We start from the raw sequence: 22,768 nt of genomic DNA, 5'->3' as shown, positions 1-22,768 counted from the left end.
CATGATGCAACAACTCGATTGGAAACAGCGTAACCTTGATCCGAACAATCTGGGATTGATTCCCATGGTGATCGAAACGAGCGGGAGGGGTGAGCGCGCTTACGATATATATTCCCGCTTGCTGAAGGAGCGGGTGATATTTCTGGTAGGGCCAGTGACCGAAATTTCCGCCAACCTGATTGTGGCGCAGCTATTGTTCCTGGAATCCGAAAATGCGGACAAGGATATTCATTTCTATATCAATTCCCCCGGGGGGCTGGTATCCGCTGGAATGGCGATATACGATACCATGCAATTCATTAAACCTGATGTCAGCACGCTATGCATAGGTCAAGCCGCGAGTATGGGATCGCTGCTGCTGACGGCGGGTGCAAACGGCAAGCGTTTTTGCCTTCCCAATTCACGTGTTATGATTCATCAGCCGCTGGGTGGTTTTCAGGGTCAGGCTTCAGATATCGAAATACATGCCAAAGAAATCCTGTTTCTTAAAGGCCGATTGAATGCGCTCATGGCAAAGCATACGGGCCAAAGCATAGAGACTATCGAGAGAGACACCGATCGGGATAACTTTCTCAGCGCGGAGGACTCCGTAAAATACGGTTTGGTGGATGCTGTGCTTACCGCCAGAAATGAGAGTGCGGGCTAAGTGATACAGAGTGACCTATAATGATCATAGATGGAGATATAATTTTAAGCTACGAGCGCACTGGCTCGGATAATGCGGGATAAAACTATGTCAGAGAAAACTGGCGGCGAAAAACTGCTTTATTGTTCCTTCTGCGGCAAAAGCCAGCATGAAGTGAAGAAGCTCATTGCGGGTCCATCGGTATTCATTTGCGACGAATGTATAGAGCTTTGCAATGACATCATTCGTGAGGAGATACAAGGCGCTGAGGCTGCCAAGCTCACCAAGTCGGATTTGCCCGTGCCGCATGAGATCTGCCAGATTCTCGATCAATATGTAATTGGTCAGGAACCGGCAAAAAAGATCCTGTCGGTAGCGGTATACAATCATTACAAGCGTCTGAGGAGCCTGGCAAAAAGTACGGATGCCGACGACATCGAGTTGGCGAAAAGCAACATACTGCTTATCGGTCCTACCGGTTCAGGCAAGACGCTGCTTGCGCAGACGCTGGCTCGCTTGCTGGATGTGCCCTTTGTCATGGCCGATGCGACAACGCTGACCGAAGCGGGTTATGTCGGCGAGGATGTGGAAAACATCATCCAGAAGCTACTGCAAAAATGTAATTACGACGCAGAAAAGGCGCAGCAGGGGATTGTTTATATTGACGAGATCGATAAGATTTCGCGTAAATCGGATAACCCGTCAATTACCCGGGATGTATCGGGGGAAGGGGTGCAGCAGGCGTTGCTGAAGCTGATCGAAGGAACGATCGCCTCGGTGCCCCCCCAAGGCGGGAGAAAGCATCCTAATCAGGAATTTGTTCAGGTGGACACCACCAATATTCTTTTCATTTGCGGGGGTGCATTTGACGGTCTCGAGAAGGTGATACGTGCCCGCTCCGAGAAAGGTGGAATAGGTTTTAGCGCCAATGTGAGAAGTCAGGACAATCGCAAAAATTTCGGTGCTGTACTGCGGGGTGTGGAGCCGGAAGATCTGGTCAAGTATGGTCTGATTCCGGAATTTGTCGGCCGCCTGCCAGTAGTTGCCACCCTCGAAGAGTTGGACGAGTCGGCCCTGATTCAAATTTTGACCGAGCCCAAAAACGCGCTTATCAAGCAGTACCAGAAAATGTTTCACATGGAAGGCGGCGTCGATCTCGAGTTCCGCGAGCAGGCGCTCAGGGCGATTGCCAAAAAAGCGCTGGCGCGCAAGACTGGCGCACGCGGGTTGCGCTCCATTCTGGAGAGTACACTGCTGGATACCATGTTCGATCTGCCATCGCTGGAAAACGTCGCCAAGGTGGTCATTGATCATGGCTCGGTAAGTGGTGATATCAAACCCATTCTGATTTACTCGGATAAGCCGAAAGTGGCCAAAAGCTTTTAGCCCCGGGTCTCGACCGTTGCCTGGTCCGTTGCCTTGAATTTTCTCGCGGCGTCCCCATAACCTTTGTTCGTCTTTTATAGGTGAGCCGATATGTCTTCCCCAGTTAACGATCCCACTCAGGTGTCATTGCCGTTATTGCCGTTGCGCGACGTAGTAGTGTTTCCGCATATGGTAATTCCCTTATTCGTCGGGCGGCCCAAGTCTATCAAGGCGCTGGAAATTGCCATGGAGTCCGGTAAGAGTATCCTTCTGGTCGCGCAAAAGTTTGCTGCCAAGGATGAACCGGCTCCTGACGATCTCTATGGTGTATGCAGCGTGGCAAACCTGCTGCAAATGCTTAAATTACCGGATGGCACCGTCAAGGTGCTGGTTGAAGGGAGCCGCCGCGCACGCATCATGAAGGTGATTGATGATGGCAACTACTTTTCCGGCCAGGCTGCATTGCTGCCTCCGGATGCTGTTGACAACCACGAAGTCGAGGCAATGCGGCGCGCAATGCTGGCTCAGTTCGACCAGTATGTGAAGCTCAACAAGAAAATCCCCCCCGAGATACTGACTTCGCTCAGCGGGATAGACGAAGCCGGGCGCCTGGCTGATACGATCGCAGCCCACTTGCCGTTGAAGCTTGAGCAAAAGCAGGAAGTACTGGAGATTTCAGATGTTCCAAAACGTTTGGAACACCTGCTGGGGCTGCTTGAAACCGAACTGGACATACTTCAGGTGGAGAAACGTATCCGCGGGAGAGTCAAGCGCCAGATGGAGAAAAGCCAGCGCGATTACTATCTCAACGAGCAGGTGAAGGCTATACAGAAGGAGCTCGGTGAAGGTGAAGATGGGGCCGATCTGGAAGAGATCGACAGGAAGATCAAGGCCGCACAGATGTCCAGGGAGGGTCGCGCCAAGGCAGAATCGGAGTTGAAGAAGCTGCGTTTGATGTCTCCCATGTCGGCTGAGGCGACTGTGGTTCGCAATTACATTGACGCGCTGGTAGCATTGCCGTGGAAGAAAAAAAATAAAATCAGCAAGGACCTTAATGCCGCTGAAGTGGTGCTGGAGCAGGATCATTATGGCCTGGACAAGGTCAAGGAGCGTATTGTCGAATATCTGGCCGTGCAGCAGCGTGTTGATAAGCTGAAAGCGCCTATTCTTTGCCTGGTGGGACCCCCTGGCGTGGGCAAGACATCGTTGGGGCAATCCATCGCCCGTGCCACCAACCGCAAATTCGTGCGCATGTCCTTGGGTGGTGTGCGCGACGAGGCGGAGATACGCGGTCACCGTCGTACCTACATTGGTTCGATGCCGGGCAAGATCTTGCAGAACATGACCAAGGTGGGTGTCAAAAATCCATTATTCCTGCTCGATGAAGTGGACAAAATGGGTATGGATTTCCGGGGTGATCCATCATCCGCATTACTGGAAGTGCTGGACCCGGAGCAGAATCACTCATTCGTGGATCACTACATCGAGGTCGAGTATGATTTGTCGGACGTCATGTTTGTTGCTACCGCCAACACCCTGAATATCCCCCCGGCATTGCTGGATCGCATGGAGGTGATCAGGTTGTCGGGTTATACCGAGGATGAGAAACTCAATATCGCGACGCGTTACCTGTTGCCTAAGCAGATAAAAAATCACGGGCTCAAGGAAGATGAACTGGCGGTATCCGAATCCGCTTTGCGTGATATTACCCGCTATTACACGCGGGAAGCCGGCGTGCGGGCTATGGAGCGGGAAATTTCAAAAATATGCCGCAAAGTGGTCAAGGCATTGCTGCTCAAAGGTGATCAGAAAAAAATTACCATCAGCGGACGCAATCTGGATAAATACCTTGGGGTAAGACGTTACACCTATGGCGTTGCGGAAGAGAAAAATCAGGTAGGACAGGTTACGGGTCTGGCATGGACCGAGGTAGGTGGAGAATTGTTGACCATCGAGGCGGTCGTCTTACCGGGCAAGGGAAAAACCATCACTACCGGAAAATTGGGGGAGGTAATGCAGGAATCGGTCCAGGCTGCGCTGTCGGTGGTACGCAGCCGTTCAAGAACGTTGGGTATTGCCGATGATTTTTATCAGAAGAACGATATTCATATCCACCTGCCGGAGGGTGCGACGCCCAAAGACGGCCCCAGCGCCGGAATCGGCATCTGCATCGCGATGGTATCGGCGCTGACGGGCATTGCGGCTCGGGCAAATGTGGCGATGACGGGAGAAATAACACTGCGCGGTGAGGTGCTGCCTATCGGTGGTCTCAAGGAAAAACTTTTGGCCGCGCACCGTGGTGGTATAAAGATAGTGCTGATTCCAGAGGATAACGTCAAGGATTTGACCGAAATTCCGGAGAATATCAAGAATCGGCTGGATATTCATCCGGTTAAATGGATAGATCAGGTGCTGGACCTGGCATTGGAGCGCAAGCCGGAAGCGCTTCCTGTTACACCCGCGCCCGTGCCTGGTCCCGTGGGGGTTGAGGGGGGTACTGCCACCACCACGGTTATCAAGCACTAAATTCCGAAAAAAGAACTCTCGTGAGTTTTTATTTTTCGGTCTCTGGTTATTCCGTTTCACTAAACAGGACTTGGATTGCGGGAGACAGCAAGATTTTCACGCGTTGAGTTTATGTACAAAATGTTTCTGAAATATTTTCACAATTGCTTGACCAAGCACAAACGGCTTGATATAAAACCAATTGCAAGGGTTTTTCTGTAACTAAAATAACGAAAGGGGAATCACCGTGAATAAATCTGAACTCATCGATGCCATCGCCAAGTCTTCCGATATTTCCAAGGCCTCTGCAGGTAACGCGCTGGATGGAGCATTATCCGCCATTAAAGCCGCTCTAAAAAAAGGTCAGAGTGTAACGCTCGTCGGATTTGGAACTTTTAAAGTGGGTAAACGCGCGGCCCGCACCGGCCGCAATCCTCGTACTGGTGCGGCAATCAAGATAAAGGCCGCAAAAGTTCCGAAATTCAGCGCTGGCAAGGCGCTCAAGGATGCAGTAAACTAGCATTCTTCGGACGGGGTGCTTAGCTCAGTTGGTAGAGCGTCGCCCTTACAAGGCGAATGTCGGCGGTTCGACCCCGTCAGCACCCACCAGCAGAAACTTATAGATCTTTGGAGTGGTAGTTCAGTTGGTTAGAATACCGGCCTGTCACGCCGGGGGTCGCGGGTTCGAGTCCCGTCCACTCCGCCAGATTTTGTGCTAAACCAGGGCGAACGCGAGTTCGCCTTTTTTATGCGTTGCCTGAATTTATTGATCCTGAATCTGGCCATTGGCCGTTTATTTTTTAGTCCGGCAGCTATGATCCATAAAGACTCTTCTCATCACCCAGCCTTCATCCTTTTGATTATACGACGCATGATTGCGTTGCGACTTGCCCTGCACCCCAAAAACCGCACATTCCTTCCTGCCCAACTGTCGGATTTAGGCTAATGTTTGATTTTGTTCACAGGAAAAAACGTATCGTCCAGGTGATCCTGGCGCTCGCCACATTACCATTTCTATTCTGGGGAATCGAGTCGTATAACAGTGGCGACGGCAAAGACTACCTCGCATTGGCGGCTGGCGAGAAGATACCGCGTCAGGAATTTGAGCAGGCGTTGCGCAATCAGCAGGAAAGCATGCGGGCGACCATGGGAGAAAATTTTAACGATGCGATGCTGGATAACCCGGAACTGCGGTCCGCGGTATTGGAGGGACTGATCCAGCAGCGGCTGCTGAAGCATGAGGCTGCGCGCCTTGGATTGACCGTGCCGGATTCGCAATTGATATTGGTCATACAGGATATCTCCGCGTTTCAGGAGGATGGTAAATTCTCCAAGCAGCGTTATGAAGAGCTGCTGCGTGGTCAGGGAATGAATCCACGAACATTTGAAGGGCGTGTGCGCCAGGAAATGATGCGTCAGCAATTGACGGACGCATACACCGGGAATGGTTTCGTTCCTGTCTCGGTGGCGGAAAGAATTATGCGGTTGGGCAGCGAGAAGCGCGAAATCAGCCTGATTCAAATACAACCGGAGCAATTCCTGTCGCAGATGAAACCCGATGATGCCGCCATCAAATCATATTACGATAGCCACCAAGCCGAGTTTCGGGTGCCGGAGCAAGTACGTGTTGAATACCTTGTGCTATCTCTGGACGATTTGACTAAAGACTTGCAGGTGACCGCTGATGAAGCAATAAAGTATTTTGAGGAACATCGCAGTGAGTTTGAGCAGCCCGAGGAGCGCCGCGCGAGCCACATACTGATAACGGTCCCCGCTACGGCATCCGATGTGGAGAAAGCCGCGGCGCGCGCCAAGGCCGAGCAATTGCTTGTTCAGGTAAGGCAGGCCCCGCAAAGCTTTGCGGAACTTGCCAAGCAGCATTCCCAAGATCCGGGTTCGGCAATCAATGGCGGTGACCTCGGATTTTTCGCACGCAATATGATGGTCAAGGCGTTCGAAGACGCGGTTTTTCAGATGAAACCGGATGAGATCAGTAATCTGGTCGAAACAGATCACGGTTTCCATATCATCAAGCTCTCTGCGATAAAACCTGTAAAACTTGTTCATTTTGATGAAGTAAAGAACCAGGTCGAGCAGGAGCTGAAGAAGCAAAAAGCCGGGAAAATTTTTGGTGAAACGGCCGAAGGCTTCAGCAACATGGTATATGAGCAGAGTGACAGCCTGCGGCCCGCCGCGGAGAAGTTCAGCCTGCGCGTTCAGCAGAGTGATTGGATTGGCAGAAGCGCAGGTGAACCCCCCTATTTCACTAATGGAAGATTGCTGCAGGCGATATTTTCGGAAGATGCGCTCAAGAACAAGCGTAACACCGAAGCGGTGGAAGTGGTGCCCAATACGCTTGTTTCAGCCAGGGTTCTGGAACATAGGCCGGAGACGACGCCTTCCATTACGGTGTTGCGGGATAAAATTAGCGAGCGGGTAGCCCGTAAGGAAGCTGCGGAAGCGGCCCAAAAATCAGGCAGGGAAAAACTTGCGCAGCTGCAGGAAGGAAAGGGTGGAATCCTTGCGTGGGGCATAACCCAGCAAGTTTCCAGGAAAGAGCCCCAAGGTCTGGATAACGAAACCCTGCGTACGGTTTTCAAAGCTGAAGCGACGAGACTTCCATCCTATGCCGGTATGGAGAATTCCCAGGGCGGTTTTACCTTAATCCGCATCAGCCGTGTCATTGAACCGGTTCCAGCGGAGGTATCCGAACGCAAGACCTTTGCCCGGCAATTGCAGCAGGTACATGCCCAGGAGGAGCTCACATCTTATCTTGCCGCGGTTAGAAAGCAGTACGACGTGACGGTCAGGAATGAGAGCCTGGAGAAGAAATAAGAAGCCCTTTATTTATTGTCGCCAGGGAACCTCTGAATGAATTCTTCCCGGAGTGCTTTGCCGGCAACTCTGCGGAATTTGCTCAGAGTTTTTTCAAAGATCAAGCTTCGCTGATATCAAAAGCGATTATGTTAAATCCTGCATCGACGTGGGTAATTTCGCCGGTAATGCCGCTAGCCAGATCGCTACACAGAAAGGCTGCGACGTTGCCGACTTCTGCAATGGAAACATTACGTCGTAATGGCGCGGCTTTCTCCGTATAGTTCAGCAGTTTTCCGAAATTACCAATTCCTGCCGCCGCCAGGGTTTTGATCGGGCCGGCGGAAATTGCGTTGACGCGTATTCCCTTGGGCCCAAGGCTGGATGCCATGAAGCGCACATTAGCCTCAAGACTGGCTTTCGCCAAGCCCATTACATTGTAATTCGGCATAACCCTGACCGCGCCGAGGTAAGTAAGCGTAAGCAGCGAGCCATTCCTGCCTTGCATCAACGGCATCGCCGCTTTTGCCAGGGCTGCAAAACTGTAGGAACTGACATCGTGAGCAATGCGGAAGGCTTCACGGTTTACGCTTTCGAGATAATCTCCACTCAATGCCTCTCGCGGGGCAAAGGCGATCGAATGAACGATGCCATCGAGGCCATCCCAATATTTTCCTAAATCATCAAAACAGCGGGTGATCTCATCATCGCTGGAAACGTCACAGGGAAACAGCAAATCACTCTCGAATTCAGTGATTATTTTTTCCACTCGTTCGCGTATCCCTTCTCCCTGATAGGTAAAGGCCAGTTGCGCGCCCTCGCGATGCATGGCTTTTGCAATGCCATAGGCAATGGAGCGGTTACTGAGCAGTCCGGTGATGAGGATGCGTTTACCAGCGAGAAGTTTCATGTCATATCCTTGGAGTAGTGAAGTTTGGGGAATTTATCCTAAATCCGGCAGTTGGACGAAGGAGAGTGCATGGTTTCTGAGGTGCAGGGCAAGGCACAATGACGCGGAATGGTTATTCCATTCCAAGAATTGCAACGCAGCCCTCTGCCGCAAAAATCATGCAACCCACTCACTAGCGAACTCACCAAAAAGATGAAGGCCAAATGGCGCAAAAAACTTTGTGGATCATGGTGCCCAGCTGAAAAATGAGTGAGAAATGAATGGTCAACTGCTGGATTGGGATTATAGCTTCAAGTCTCTCCTGCTTGTAGAATCATGAAAGTCGCCGGAGTTGAAGCGTCATTTCCGTTTCTGATATTTACGCTACACTATCGCATCAATGAAGGCTCTATCCAAATATCTGCCGGTATCGCTTGTGGTCTTCATTTGCGCCTGCAGCGGTAATTCGTGGAACAGTCCCTATCCGGCGGCCGATGCGGGGAAGAATATTCTCTACACCGCTTTTGCCGAACGTCCAAAGCACCTTGATCCCGTGCAGTCATACAGCTCCAACGAAATCCTGCTGACGGCGCAGATCTATGAACCGCCGCTGCAATATCATTACCTCAAACGTCCCTATACGCTCATTCCATCGGCGGCTGCGGAAATGCCCGTTGCGCAATATTTCGACAAGGATGGAAAGCGTCTGCACGACAGCGTGGATGCCGCACAAATCGCCTATACGATTTATGAAATCTCGATCAAGCCCGGCATCCAGTATCAGCCTCACCCGGCCTTCGCCAAGAATGAGCAGGGAGGATTTCTTTATCACAGTCTCACCGCAGAGGATCTGACCGGGGTTTATAAGCTGTCCGATTTTCGTCACACCGGTTCCCGCGAATTGACGGCCGAAGATTATGTTTTCGAAATCAAGCGACTGGCGCATCCCAAATTGCATTCGCCAATTTTCGGCCTGATGGCGGACTACATCGTAGGTCTCAAGGAGTACTCCATAACGCTTCAGAGTGCCGTCGTGGCGCGGCTCGACGGGCAGGCCGGCGATGCCTATCTGGATTTGAACAATTATTCGCTGGAAGGCGCGGAAGCGGTGAGCCGTTACACCTATCGAATCAAGATCAAGGGTAAATATCCCCAGTTCATATACTGGTTGGCAATGCCTTTTTTCGCGCCCATCCCATGGGAGGCGGAGCGTTTCTATACCCAAAAAGGGCTGGCTGAAAAAAATATCACCTTTGATTGGTATCCTGTGGGTACCGGTCCTTATATGCTCACCGAAAATGATCCCAACCGCATGATGGTATTGGAAAAAAATCCCAATTTCCACGGCGAGGCCTATCCCTCGGAAGGCATGCCGGAGGATGTGCAGGCAGGGTTGCTCGCGGATGCGGGCAAGCCCCTGCCCTTTATCGACAAGGTTATATCCAGTCGTGATAAGGAAAGTATCCCGCGCTGGAACAAATTCCTTCAGGGGTACTATGATGCTTCGGGCATTGGCTCCGACAGTTTCGATCAGGCGGTGCAACTGACGGGCCAGGGGGAAGCGTCCGTAACGGAGGCGATGAAGCAACAGGGTATCCGGCTCGAAACCGCTATAGCGACTTCCACGAACTACATGGGTTTCAATATGTTGGACCCGGTGGTCGGCGGCGTGACCCGGCAAGAGCGCGAGTCCGCCAGAAAATTGCGCCAGGCCATTTCAATCGCGGTGGATTACGAAGAATATGTTTCGATATTTGCCAATGGCCGCGGTATCCCGGCCCAAAGCCCTATTCCACCGGGTATTGCCGGCCATCGTGAGGGCAAGGACGGAATTAACCCGGTGGTCTACGATTGGCTAAACGGGCGGCCGCGGCGCAAACCGATCGAAGCCGCCAAGGCGTTGCTGGCCGAGGCGGGCTATCCCAACGGTATGAACGCGAAAACCGGCGCACCGCTGGTGCTGTATTTCGATGTGACCGCCCGAGGTGTCGACGATAAATCCAGTCTCGACTGGATGCGTAAACAATTCCAGAAACTCAACATCCAGCTGGTGGTTCGCAGCACCGATTACAACCGCTTCCAGGACAAGATACGCAAGGGCAATGCACAAATCTTCGAGTGGGGCTGGAATGTTGATTATCCCGATCCCGAGAATGTCCTGTTCCTGTTGTACGGTCCGCAACAGAAAGTCGGCAATGAAGGCGAGAATGCCTCCAATTACTCCAATCCCGAGTATAACCGGTTGTTCGAGAAAATGAAGAATATGGAAAACAGTCCCGAACGCCAGCAAATCATCGATCGTATGATCGACATCCTGCGGCACGATGCGCCTTGGCTTTGGGGATATCACCCCAAGGACTATGGGCTTTATCACGCCTGGTACGGCAATGTTAAGCCGAACAGACTATCGCACAACAACATCAAGTACTTCCGGGTAGATGCGGGGTTGCGGGATCAGAAGCGGCGCGAATGGAATGAGCCGGTGTTGTGGCCCATTGTGCTGGGATTGATCGTGCTGGCGGTAGGCTTGGTCCCGGCCGTGGCCGTTTACCGCCGCAGGGAGCGAAGCGCAGGAATCAGGAGTAGGGAATCACAGGCCGGGATTCCGGAGTCAAGAGGCGGCGTTGCTTAATTACATCATTCGGCGCGTGCTTTATGCCATTCCCATCCTGATCGGTGTGAATCTGATCACTTTTACGCTGTTCTTTGTGGTTAACAGCCCCGACGATATGGCGAGGATGCAACTGGGAATCAAGCGCGTCACACCCGAGGCCATTACCAAATGGAAGCAGGAGCGTGGGTATGATAAGCCGCTCATGTTTAACGATACGATGCCAGGTGTGGCAAAATTCACGCGCACTATTTTCTTCGAGAAGTCGGTGGCCATGTTTGCCTTTGATTTTGGACGGGCCGACGACGGACGTGACATTGCTCATGAAATCAAGACACGCATGATGCCCAGCCTCGCCATCGCGCTGCCCGTGTTCCTGCTGGGATTGGTGGTCTACATATTTTTTGCGCTGGCAATGGTATTTTTCCGGGCCACCTACGTGGATTTCTGGGGTGTGGTACTATGCGTCGCCCTGATGTCCATCTCCAGTTTGTTCTATATCATTGGCGGCCAGTTTTTGATCAGCAAGATGTGGCATCTGGTGCCCATTTCAGGTTATGGGAGCGGCCTGAATGCCGTTAAATTCCTGCTGCTGCCGGTTATCGTCGGCGTGATTAGCGGTGCGGGCGCCAGCACCCGCTGGTATCGCACCATTTTCCTTGAGGAAATGGGCAAGGATTACGTTCGCACCGCGCGCGCCAAGGGATTGTCTGAAAGCCTTGTGCTATTCAGGCATGTGCTCAGGAATGCAATGATTCCGATACTTACCGGCGCGGTGGTACTGATTCCGCTGCTATTTCTGGGAAGCCTGATCGCCGAGTCATTTTTCGGCATTCCCGGATTGGGCAGCTATACCATCGATGCAATCAACTCACAGGACTTTGCCGTGGTGCGCGCCATGGTCTTTCTGGGATCGCTGCTCTATATCGTCGGACTGATATTGACGGATATTTCCTATACGCTGGTAGATCCCAGGGTGAGATTGGCATGATGACTCTATAATCCTAAATCTGGCAGTTGATCGCCATTTTTCAGTTTAATATTATGATTTACAAAGCTGTTTCGTCTCAATCAATCTTCACCTGGGTGAGTTCACTACGGGGCAGATTACACGATTTTTGCGACGCAGGGCTGCGTTGCAACTCCTTGGAATGGAATGGCCCCCCGAAGCGTCGCACGAGGGGCCCCGTGAAGCGGGGATCGGGCAGCGTAGGGGATGCCCGCGCTCTCGTTGGGCGCCCTACATCCCGCTATGGGGTCGCATCTTCCTTCGGAAGGAACCGCTCCGCCCTGCGCGGTCGCATTCCGCATCGTTGCGCCTTACCCTGTACCCTAAAAACCGCAGGCTTCATCCCGTCCAACCGCCGGATTTAGGATAATGTCCTTCAAACCGGTAATTCTCTGGACAGACGCACTCGTCTACCTGCTGGTGGCGGTGATAATCGTCTTTGTCTGGCACGTGCGGCGCAACGAGTATCTTCTGGCGCCATGGCGGCGTGTGGGGCACAGTGCGAGCGGAATGGCGGCGCTTACGGTTCTGGTATTCTTTATTGCCGTGGGATTACTCGATACGGTACATATGCGTCCCGCCATCGAGAATAGTCACAGCGGCAACGGCGAAAAAGCATACGGCGTGGAAGTGCTAAGCCTGCTTGATGTGATTGCAGCCCCTTTGCGGACGCGCGTGGAGAAAACTTATTCCGCGCCCTTTGCCGCATTTCTTTATGCCAGGGAAACAACAGAGCTTCCGGACGGCCGGCAGGTGCGGGAATTTCCCCGGTTGCAATTCGGCGGCGCGCATTTGCAGGATCCCGAGTCTGAGCTTGCCGCCGATGTGGCCCGGAAGGCAGGAGTGGGTGGAGGTTTGGGCCTTCTCCTATGGGGTATCGTGGTGGTTTCCTTGACCAGGCTGCTGGCGCGCCGTAGCGGTGAAAAATTCTCGTCAGTGTTTTCCGCCGTCTGGCGCGGCACCACCCTGGTTCCATGGAACGCGGTATACATCACGCTTGCGTTCATATTACTGTTCTGCGGTGCTGCGCTGGCATTGTCCGGCAGTTACCATATATTTGGCACCGATAAGGTGGGGCAGGACGTATTTTATCAGTCGCTCAAAAGCATCCGCACGGGTTTGGTGATTGGAACGCTCACCACGCTGATGATGCTGCCGTTCGCGCTGCTCCTGGGCATTATGGCTGGCTATTTTCGTGGCTGGGTGGATGATGTCATTCAATACCTGTACACCACGCTGAGCTCAATCCCGAGCGTCCTGCTGATTGCAGCCACGGTATTGATGATGCAGGTCTATATAGAAACACGCCCCGAGTTGTTCGATACCATTGCCGCGCGCGCCGACCTGCGCCTGCTGTTTCTTTGCATCATACTCGGAGTCACCAGCTGGACCGGCTTATGCCGGTTGCTGCGCGGTGAAACCCTGAAGCTGCGAGAGATGGAATATATTCAGGCGGCCCATGCCTTCGGCGTCTCCCATTGGCGTATCATCAGCCGCCACATCCTTCCCAATGTGATGCATATCGTGCTGATTGCCACCGTGATGGATTTCAGCGGATTGGTTCTGGCGGAGGCTGTACTGTCTTATGTGGGCGTCGGCGTCGACCCTTCCATGATCAGTTTTGGCACCATGATCAACGCCGCGCGACTGGAAATGGCGCGTGAACCGATGGTGTGGTGGGCATTGCTTGCGGCCTTCAGTTTCATGTTCGCGCTGGTATTGAGCGCCAATCTTTTTGCTGATGCGGTACAGAATGCCTTTGATCCACGAGCGAAAACGTGGCCGGCAAAGGCGGTAATATCGCGTCGCCGGGGACGTGGGAAGAAATCGGAGCCCCAATCCGTTTCCTCTACGGTTGAAGGTTCCTCCCAGCCATGAATCCCCTGTTACAGATTGATAATCTCGAGACCGTCCTCCACACAGGAGAGGCACCGATATGGGCGGTAGATGGGCTTACGCTGCGAATCCTGAGGGGCGAGACCTTTGCATTACTGGGGGAGTCCGGTTGTGGAAAATCCATGACGGCCCTCTCGGTTATGCGGCTGTTGCCAGATGCGGGAGAGATTGTGGCGGGGTCCGTCAGGATCGGCGAGGAGGATCTGCTTCTGTTGCCGGAAGCCGCTATGCGCGATATCCGCGGGAAGCGCATCAGCATGATATTTCAGGAGCCGATGCTAAGTTTGAATCCGGTAATGACGGTGGCGGACCAGATTGGCGAGGTATTGCGGCGGCATTTCAATTTAAGCGGTATGGCGGTACAAGAACGCGTACTGAAGATATTGAACCAGGTGGGTATACCGGATGCGGCACGCCGCATGAATGAATATCCCTTCCAGTTTTCGGGTGGAATGAAGCAGCGGATGATGATTGCCATGGCGCTGGCTGGAGAGCCTGAGCTACTCATTGCCGATGAGCCGACTACCGCGCTGGACGTCACCATTCAGGCCCAGGTGCTGGATCTGATGCGCGGTTTGCAGAAACGCGATGGCATGGCGATCCTGCTCATCACTCACGATCTCGCGGTGGCGGCGCAAATGGCGCATCGAGTGGCGGTCATGTACGCGGGTGAAATTGTAGAGACAGCGACTCGCGAAGATTTTTTTAGCGGGCCGGCACATCCTTATTCGCAGAAATTATTCGCTTCCCTGCCGGGCAAGGTCGTGCGCAAGCGAGGACTGCGGCTGGCGGCGATTGGCGGAAATGTCCCCCCGCTGTCACGCGAATTTACCGGCTGTCGTTTTGCCGACCGATGTGACCGTGCGTGGGAACTGTGTCATGAGATCGCGCCGAGGTGGAACGTCGTGGCCGGCGGACACCAGGTGAGATGTCATCTCTTTAACGAGGATACCAGTCCCAGCGTTCAGGGCCCGGAATTCGGGAATCAGCGCTTCAAAGCCACAGCTCAGGACGCTGAGAGACCAGCGGAGTCAAGTCCTCAACCGGCATTGGTTTTTGAATCACTGGATTCCAGCTCCTGCTTACTGTCCGTTACCGGTCTCAAGGTTTATTTCCCGATACATAAGGGGCTGATGAGAAGTATTACCGGATATGTCAAGGCGGTGGATGGCGTCTCGCTGGCGATTCAGCAGGGCAAGACGCTGGCGCTGGTGGGAGAATCCGGCTGTGGCAAGACGACGGCCGGCAAGGGTATTCTGCAGTTGATTCCGCCATCCGCGGGCAGTGTGCGCTATAACGGGCTTGAACTCGTGGGGATGGAACGCAATCGCTTGCGGAAGATGCGTGCTGAACTTCAGCTCATCTTTCAGGACCCCTATTCGTCACTCAACCCGCGGATGCGTATCGTGGACATCATTGAAGAAGGCATGAATGCTCTGGGTGCAGAAAGCGGCAGCGCAACAAGTCATCCGGAGTATCATTCCACCGGCAAGAAAGGAAGAGTGGATGCACTGCTGGAAAGTGTCGGGTTGCCGCCAGAGACCAAATGGCGCTATCCGCACGAGTTCTCCGGGGGCCAGCGCCAGCGTATCGCCATTGCCCGCGCCCTGGCGGTCAATCCTCGGCTGATTGTTTGCGACGAGCCCACCAGTGCGCTGGATGTATCGGTACAGGCACAGATCCTGAATCTGCTGAAGGATTTGCAGGGCAACCTGGGACTGGCATATCTATTCATCACTCATAATATCTCGGTGGTGGAGTATGTCGCCGACGAGGTGGCGGTGATGTATCTGGGAAGAATCGTGGAACAGGGGCGGGTGGATGAAGTATTGGATCATCCCAGGCATCCCTATACTCAGGCGCTGCTGTCGGCGGTACCTGTCATTGATCTCGCATCAAAGCGCCAGATCATCCACCTGCATGGAGATCTGCCTTCTCCAGCCAATCCGCCATCCGGCTGCCACTTTCATCCTCGTTGTCCGCACGTCATGCCGATATGCCGGGAGCATTACCCCGGAACAAGCGCATTCAGTCCAACGCACACGGCGCGGTGCTACCTTTACCCACAGGAACAAGATTCAGCATGAGGAATATTTGATGGCGGTCGATCAGGAAGTGGCGCGTCGGCGCACGTTTGCCATAATTTCGCACCCGGATGCGGGTAAAACGACGCTGACGGAAAAGTTGTTGCTGTTTGCCGGCGCCATTCATATCGCCGGCAGCGTCAAGGCGCGCAAAGCGAGCCGTCATGCCACCTCGGACTGGATGGAGATCGAGAAGCAAAGGGGTATTTCAGTCGCCAGCTCCGTGATGCAGATGGAGTACCGGGGTTGCGTCATCAATTTGCTGGATACGCCGGGTCACCAGGATTTTTCCGAAGATACCTACCGGGTGCTGACCGCGGTGGACGCGGCGTTGATGGTGATCGATGCCGCCAATGGCGTGGAGGCCCAGACATTGCGTCTGCTGGAAGTGTGCCGTGCGCGTAATACGCCCATCCTCACTTTCGTGAACAAAATGGATCGTGAAGTACGGGAACCGCTCGACCTCATTGACGAAATCGAACGGACGTTGAATATGACGGCGGTACCTTTTACCTGGCCGCTGGGTATGGGCCGCAGTTTTCATGGTGTATTCGACTTGCGGCGCGACCGCATGCGCGTTTTTCGCCCAGGTGCGGATAGACTGGATGAACAGGACGAAATTATCGAAGGCCTGGATAATCCCGAAATCGCGCTACGTTTCACGGAGAATGTTGCCCAGGCTCGGCAGGAAATTGAGCTGATACGTGGCGCCTCGCCAGAATTCAGTCACGTGGCTTTCCTCGCCGGTGAGCAGACCCCGGTATTTTTTGGCTCGGCCATCAACAATTTTGGCGTACGCGAAGTACTTGACGCACTGGTCGATCTTGCGCCATCACCCGGATCGCGCCAAGCCTTACAGCGTCAGGTGCAACCTGCGGAATCGATGTTTTCAGGTGTTGTATTCAAAATTCAGGCGAACATGAATCCCGCACACCGGGATCGCATCGCCTTCGTGCGGATCTGTTCGGGCCGCTTCGAGCGCGGAATGAACCTCAGGGTTGTACGTAGCGATAAGGATATCCGTACCAACGGCGTAGTATCCTTTCTCTCACAGCGGCGCGAGTTGCTTGATATCGCCTACTCCGGCGATATTATTGGCATTCCCAATCATGGAACGTTGCAGTTGGGAGATACACTGACGCAAGGTGAGCGCTTGCAGTTTACCGGTTTGCCATTTTTCGCACCTGAAATCTTCCAGACGGTGGAAATTGCCGATCCAATGCGCAGCAAGCAGCTCAAATTGGGACTTACCCAGTTGGGTGAAGAGGGGGCGATCCAGGTATTTCGGCCCCATGCCGGAGGTGCTTTGCTGTTGGGTGCGGTGGGCACATTGCAGTTTGAAGTGGTGGCGCACCGGCTCAAGCACGAGTATGGCGTAGATGCCCGTCTCGCTTCGGCAAAGTACCAGATGGCGCGCTGGGTCACGTCCGATGATCCACGCGAACTGAAGCGGTTCATTGATACCAACGCGCACCGGGTGGCCTATGATGCGGTGGACGCGCCTACCTTTCTGGCCTCATTCGGAGCGGAACTGAGTGTCGCGCAGGAGAGCTGGAGGCTGATTCAGTTCCATAGGCTGCGAGAGCATGCCGGACTGGTATTCCAGACCCATCTGGATGGGTAATGCGCCATCCCTTGTCACATGGATATTTTGAATGCCGCAAAGTCCCCCGATATGGAAATCCTGCAGGACGTAAGGAAAGTTATTTTGATTTATACTCGTTCTTCGGCCTGAATCCAGCGGCTGAATACCATGTGGCGCGGTCGCCCAGAAGATGAAGATCGATTTAGGTAAGCATATTTATAAATCATAATATTAAACTGAAGAATATGCGATCAACTGCCGAATTTAGGATGATAAGCGGCAACTGCCGGATTTAGGATATGGCAACTTCAAAAAAGAAAAGCACATCGGCTGAAAAAAAAGGGAACACCTGGTCGGGGCGGTTCGATGAGCCGGTTTCGGAACTGGTGCAGCGTTATACCGCATCGGTTGGTTTTGATCGCAGGCTGGCGGAATACGATATCCAGGGATCGCTTGCTCACGCCCGGATGCTTTCTGGCGCAGGCATCATCGATGCGGGGGATTTGGCTGCCATCGAATCCGGCCTTGGCTTGATTCGTGACGAAATCCGCAGCGGTGAATTCGTCTGGCTCCTGGAACTGGAAGACGTACATCTCAATATCGAGAAACGGCTCACTACGCTGATCGGCGATGCCGGCAAACGGCTGCATACCGCGCGATCACGTAACGATCAGGTCGCCACCGATGTGCGGCTTTATCTGCGTGCCGCGATAGACGATATCATCGGGCTTATCCAGGGTATGCAGCGCGCATTGCTTGACCTCGCCGAACGGCATGTGGATACCGTGATGCCTGGTTTCACTCATTTGCAGGTGGCGCAGCCGGTTGTCTTCGGTCATCATCTCATGGCATATTTTGAAATGCTGAAGCGCGATGTCGAACGATTATCCGATTGCCGGAGGCGCGTGAACAAGCTGCCGTTGGGCGCGGCGGCGCTGGCGGGGACCAGTTATCCCATCAATCGCAAGGCGGTGGCGCAACAACTGGGATTTGACGGGGTTTGCGAAAATTCGCTGGACGCGGTTTCCGACCGGGATTTTGCCATCGAGTTCTGTGCCGGCGCGGCGCTGATCATGACGCATCTGTCCCGGCTATCGGAAGAATTGATTTTATGGATGAATCCATCATTTGGCTTCATTGATCTCGCCGACCGGTTCTGTACCGGCTCATCCATCATGCCGCAAAAAAAGAATCCGGACGTGCCGGAACTGGTGCGGGGCAAAACCGGGCGCGTCAACGGGCACCTGGTTGCCTTGCTGACGCTGATGAAAGGTCAGCCGCTGGCTTACAATAAAGACAACCAGGAAGACAAGGAACCTCTTTTTGACACGGTGGAAACGCTTATTGACACGCTGCGCATCTACGCCGATATGCTGACCGGCGTGCGCGTCAACCAGGAGGTAATGCGCAACGCCGCAATGCGTGGTTACGCCACGGCTACCGATCTGGCCGACTACCTGACAAAAAAAGGATTGCCTTTTCGCGAAGCGCACGAGGCGGTAGCCCAAGCGGTGCGCTTCGCCGACAAGAGCGGCCGGGACCTGAGCGCGCTGTCTCTCCCGGAATTGCAAAAATTCTCGCGGTTGATCGATAGCGATATCTACGCTGTACTAACCCTGGAGGGCTCGATAAATAGTCGTAGTCATATTGGCGGAACAGCACCGGCACAGGTGAGGGCAGCCATCCGGCGGGCAAGGAAGTGGTTGTCCTGAAACGATACTCCGGCATTCGCTTATGCTACCTTGGGCTGATGTTGCCGCACAAATCTCAAATTCCACCGGCCTTCCGTTCGTTGTGGAGAAAACCGCTTCCATTGGCGGCGGTTGCATCAACGAAACGCATCGGATTGAAGGTGCAGGCCGGCAATTTTTCGTCAAACTGAACAATGCCGACAGCCTGTCAATATTTCAGGCGGAAGCGGCAGGCCTGCAAGAAATTCAACGCTCCCATACATTGCGTGTTCCAGTACCGGTCTGCTGTGGGAAAAATAAATCCAGAGCATGGCTGGTGCTGGAGTATTTGGAAATGGGTAATGTTTCCAGTAGCGGCGCTGCAGCCTTGGGCGCACAACTGGCTGCGATGCATCGTGTCTCTTTTGAAAAATTCGGATGGATGCGTGATAACGTCATCGGCGCCACGCCGCAAATCAATAGCTATTCTCCCAACTGGATACAGTTCTGGCGCGAGCAACGTTTGGGCTATCAATTACAACTTGCCCGGATTAATGGCTACACCGGAAAATTGCAGACTCAGGGTGAGCAACTGCTGACGCAGCTGGATTTCTTTTTTCCAGGAACGGGGCCGGCTGCCTCACTTCTTCACGGTGACTTGTGGGGTGGCAACTATAGTTTTGATTGTACGGGTCAGCCGGTGTTATTTGACCCAGCCGTCTATTATGGGGATCGCGAGACGGATATTGCCATGACGGAACTTTTTGGAGGATTCCCTGCGGTCTTCTATGCAGCCTACCGGGAAGCCTATCCCCTCGATTCCGGCTACTCCATACGGAAGACACTGTATAACCTGTATCACGTCCTGAACCATCTCAACTTGTTCGGCGGCGGATATCTTCGCCAGGCGGAACAAATGACAAGCAGATTACTCGCCGAAATTCACTAAGCCGTGGGGACAGGCGGACGTCGAAAAATGAGCAATCAACCGCCGGATTCTAGTCCATCGATTCCCGGTCAAAACTCCAGCGGATCGACATCCAGCGTCCATCGTACCTTGTGTGTTGAAAGCGCGTCGAGTTTCGACCGCCACCCAGAGAGAAATTCCTGTAATTGTTTGCGCGAGCCGGATTGTATAAGCAGGTGCGCGCGCTCCATTCCTTTTAACCGGGACATCTGCGCCGGAACCGGATCGAATATCTCAACTTGCTCAGGGGCTTTCGCTATGGCTGCCGCCCTGGCAAGGAAAGCCAGCGCAGCTGCAATCTGCAGCGCTTCCGCCCGCAATAACGCCTGGTAGACATACGGTGGAAATCCCGCTGTTTTCCTTTCTGCCAGGAGTGTTTGCGCGAGCGCATCATAATCGTGCCGCCGCAGCGCCTGATATAGGGGATGATCAGGAAATTCGGTTTGAATCAGAACTTCTCCCGAAATAGTGGCTCGCCCGGCTCGACCCGCTACCTGCATCAATTGAGCAAACAGGCGCTCCGGCGCGCGAAAATCGGTACTGAATAGTGAAGCATCGGAATTCAGGATGCTAACCAGCGACAGATTCGGAAAATCATGTCCTTTCGCCAGAATTTGTGTTCCAACAAGGATATCCACACGCCGTTCCTGAATGTCTTTCAATATTTTTTGCCATGCATTCTTTCGGCGCATGCTGTCGCGATCGATGCGTACAATTCGTGCCTTGGGGAAACGCTCGGCCAACGCGGCTTCTACCCGCTGCGTGCCGTGGCCAAAAGGCGCGATATCCTGGTCGCCGCACTTGGGGCAGGCGGAGGGGAAGCGCTCCTGGTGACCGCAATGGTGGCATCGCAATTGTTTTTCTCGCAGATGTACCACCAGACGGCTGGCGCAACGATGACAGGTTGCTGTCCATGCGCACGACTTGCACAGCAGTACCGGTGCGTAACCACGCCGATTGATGAAGACCAGGCTTTGCTGGTGTAAGGCGAGGCACTTCTCCAGCGCGGCGATCAACGGGACGGAAAAACCTTCTTTTGTTCTGGCGGAGCGGGTATCGAGACACCGCACGACCGGCAGCGCTGCATTCTTTACCGCGCGGGATTGCAGGCGCAATCTGAGGTAGCGGCCATTAATCGCGTTGTAATAACTTTCAAGCGAAGGAGTGGCGGAACCCAGTATCACTGGTGCATTGGCATGCTTCGCGCGAAAGATTGCCACGTCCCGGGCTGAATAGCGCAAGCCCTCCTGCTGTTTGAATGAAGTATCCTGCTCCTCATCCACAATGACCAGACCAAGTTTTGGCAGCGGCGTGAAGACCGCCAGGCGCGTACCCAGTATTATCCTGGCTTCACCCCGCTGAGCCTGCAGCCAGGCATTCACGCGCTCACCGGGAGTGAGTCCGCTGTGGAGACTGACCAGCTGTATGGCGGGAAAGCGTGTGCGGAAGATCGCTTCCAGTTGCGGCGTCAGATTGATTTCAGGAACCAGCACCAGCGTTTGCCGGCCTTGACGTAACAGCAGCGAAATCAGCCGCAGATAGACCTCTGTTTTGCCGCTGCCGGTAATGCCATGTAACAGCCAGGTATTGAAGTCATTTATTTTGGCGGCAACGTCATTGACGGCACTTTCCTGATCTGCTGTAAGGACAGGACCTGGTGATGTTATTTCAATAAGTGAATCTGCGGTCAAGGGAGGGGCAATCAATGTTTCCTCAACCCAGCGCAGCGTAATGAATTCCTGCAATGCGGCGGGTGCACGCCGCGAAAGCCGTTTTACCTCCTCAATATTCATGCCGCCGGATTCTTGCAGTCCCGCCAGTAAACGACGCTTGATGATACTGCGGGCGGAAATGGCTGATAGGTTGATTGCGTGTCCTGCAGGGGTGAGGCAATATCGGGAGGCGGCAACGGAGGCCACCGCCACGGGTTTGGTCCTGCGTAGCCTGCCGGGGAGGCCGTTCATTACCACCTCGCCCAGCGGATGATGATAATAGGTGCTGCAAAACCGGAACAGATCAAGCAACGACGCAGGCAGCGGGGGAATATCCTGAAATACGTGAGTGGCCTGCCTGAGTCTGGATGGCGAAATCAAAGAGTGAGTAGTTACTTCCATGATTACCCCTATCACCTGCTTTTTTCCAAACGGAACGCATACACGAACGCCGATATCCTGTGCCGTTACATCCTGTGCAAGATAGTCGAATAAAGTATTGACAGGAACGTCGAGTGCGACGCGAATGATAGGCATATCGGGATGGAGGGTTTATGGGAAATTCGGGAATATTATCCCCCGAAAGTCCATCGCTGATTTATCTTCCGCTGATTGGGGCAACAACAAGGCAGCATTTCCATAGAACCGGCATCATGTATGACATATAATTTATCATCAGGATGGGAGAGTGGCGGTTTGCGTTATGCATCCATACCTTGCGCAGGTTCTAAAAAAAACAACAGAGTGTATCGGAAATAAGGACACCGCTTACCCCTCCCGTGGTGATTCCTGATTTGTCGGATTTCTTTACATATTTTATTCAGCGGGCAGAAAGTGATATTCAACTCACTGATTCTAAATATGTGCATGGACTGGCATGAGATATGCTTGCAACTCAAACGATGCGTGTCCCGTAATTGAAGTTGGACTAAGGACAGGGAATCCGTTCCCTGCCATTTTCCTGAATCAATGGATTGAACCGCAAATAAAGCATAAGCCGGCGCGCTGTACTGGCCGTGGTTGAGGCCTTTGGTGT

At 53.4% G+C, this 22,768-nt stretch carries 14 protein-coding genes and 2 tRNA genes; 14 read left to right on the top strand and 2 right to left on the bottom strand.

Annotated features, from left to right (window positions below):
* Position 1 precedes the first annotated feature (1 nt).
* From clpP to EBAPG3_RS00050, 7 genes are all read left to right on the top strand, one after another.
* The gene (gene clpP / locus EBAPG3_RS00080) at positions 2-646 is read left to right on the top strand and encodes an ATP-dependent Clp endopeptidase proteolytic subunit ClpP (RefSeq protein WP_004180315.1); all 645 of its coding nucleotides are present in this window, start codon (positions 2-4) and stop codon (positions 644-646) included.
* An 87-nt stretch (positions 647-733) separates the two neighbouring features.
* Positions 734-2,011, top strand: a complete 1,278-nt coding sequence (clpX, locus tag EBAPG3_RS00075) for an ATP-dependent Clp protease ATP-binding subunit ClpX (protein ID WP_004180317.1) — start codon at positions 734-736, stop codon at positions 2,009-2,011.
* A gap of 90 nt (positions 2,012-2,101) precedes the next feature.
* The gene (gene lon, locus EBAPG3_RS00070) at positions 2,102-4,516 is read left to right on the top strand and encodes an endopeptidase La (RefSeq protein WP_004180318.1); all 2,415 of its coding nucleotides are present in this window, start codon (positions 2,102-2,104) and stop codon (positions 4,514-4,516) included.
* A gap of 226 nt (positions 4,517-4,742) precedes the next feature.
* Positions 4,743-5,015: an HU family DNA-binding protein gene (locus EBAPG3_RS00065; protein ID WP_004180321.1), complete on the top strand. Its 273-nt coding sequence runs from the start codon at positions 4,743-4,745 to the stop codon at positions 5,013-5,015.
* Between the two features lie 13 nt (positions 5,016-5,028).
* Positions 5,029-5,104: transfer RNA gene (locus EBAPG3_RS00060), tRNA-Val, on the top strand.
* Between the two features lie 20 nt (positions 5,105-5,124).
* Positions 5,125-5,201 (top strand) — tRNA-Asp (locus EBAPG3_RS00055).
* 239 nt (positions 5,202-5,440) lie between these two features.
* A complete protein-coding gene (locus EBAPG3_RS00050; protein ID WP_004180326.1) occupies positions 5,441-7,330 on the top strand; it encodes a SurA N-terminal domain-containing protein in 1,890 nt (629 codons plus the stop codon).
* Positions 7,331-7,430: 100 nt separating this feature from the next.
* Here EBAPG3_RS00050 and fabI read toward each other — a convergent pair whose 3' ends face one another.
* A complete protein-coding gene (gene fabI / locus EBAPG3_RS00045) occupies positions 7,431-8,219 on the bottom strand; it encodes an enoyl-ACP reductase FabI (protein ID WP_004180328.1) in 789 nt (262 codons plus the stop codon).
* 379 nt (positions 8,220-8,598) lie between these two features.
* On the opposite strand from fabI, the gene EBAPG3_RS00040 reads away from it, so the two are divergent.
* The 7 genes from EBAPG3_RS00040 to EBAPG3_RS00010 all read left to right on the top strand — a co-directional run bounded on the left by EBAPG3_RS00040 (position 8,599) and on the right by EBAPG3_RS00010 (position 20,002).
* Positions 8,599-10,830 (top strand): ABC transporter substrate-binding protein, encoded by a 2,232-nt coding sequence (locus tag EBAPG3_RS00040; protein WP_051049096.1) that lies wholly within the window; start codon positions 8,599-8,601, stop codon positions 10,828-10,830.
* Positions 10,823-11,800, top strand: a complete 978-nt coding sequence (locus EBAPG3_RS00035) for an ABC transporter permease (RefSeq protein WP_004180334.1) — start codon at positions 10,823-10,825, stop codon at positions 11,798-11,800. The genes EBAPG3_RS00040 and EBAPG3_RS00035 overlap by 8 nt, the downstream gene beginning before the upstream one ends.
* A gap of 387 nt (positions 11,801-12,187) precedes the next feature.
* Positions 12,188-13,696, top strand: a complete 1,509-nt coding sequence (locus tag EBAPG3_RS00030; protein WP_004180336.1) for an ABC transporter permease — start codon at positions 12,188-12,190, stop codon at positions 13,694-13,696.
* Positions 13,693-15,801 carry an ABC transporter ATP-binding protein gene (locus tag EBAPG3_RS00025; protein ID WP_040853064.1) on the top strand — a complete coding sequence of 703 codons (2,109 nt, stop codon included), beginning with the start codon at positions 13,693-13,695 and terminating at the stop codon, positions 15,799-15,801. Before EBAPG3_RS00030 ends, EBAPG3_RS00025 begins: the two co-directional genes overlap by 4 nt.
* 10 nt (positions 15,802-15,811) lie before the next feature.
* Positions 15,812-17,422: a peptide chain release factor 3 gene (locus tag EBAPG3_RS00020; protein ID WP_004180341.1), complete on the top strand. Its 1,611-nt coding sequence runs from the start codon at positions 15,812-15,814 to the stop codon at positions 17,420-17,422.
* Between the two features lie 260 nt (positions 17,423-17,682).
* Positions 17,683-19,095, top strand: a complete 1,413-nt coding sequence (argH, locus tag EBAPG3_RS00015; RefSeq protein ID WP_004180343.1) for an argininosuccinate lyase — start codon at positions 17,683-17,685, stop codon at positions 19,093-19,095.
* A gap of 22 nt (positions 19,096-19,117) precedes the next feature.
* The gene (locus tag EBAPG3_RS00010; RefSeq protein ID WP_004180346.1) at positions 19,118-20,002 is read left to right on the top strand and encodes a fructosamine kinase family protein; all 885 of its coding nucleotides are present in this window, start codon (positions 19,118-19,120) and stop codon (positions 20,000-20,002) included.
* A 68-nt stretch (positions 20,003-20,070) separates the two neighbouring features.
* Here EBAPG3_RS00010 and EBAPG3_RS00005 read toward each other — a convergent pair whose 3' ends face one another.
* A complete protein-coding gene (locus EBAPG3_RS00005; protein ID WP_085921869.1) occupies positions 20,071-22,269 on the bottom strand; it encodes a primosomal protein N' in 2,199 nt (732 codons plus the stop codon).
* Positions 22,270-22,768: the final 499 nt, after the last annotated feature.

This window comes from Nitrosospira lacus, from assembly GCF_000355765.4.
GTDB lineage: Bacteria > Pseudomonadota > Gammaproteobacteria > Burkholderiales > Nitrosomonadaceae > Nitrosospira > Nitrosospira lacus.
This window is presented reverse-complemented; position numbering and strand designations above follow the sequence as displayed.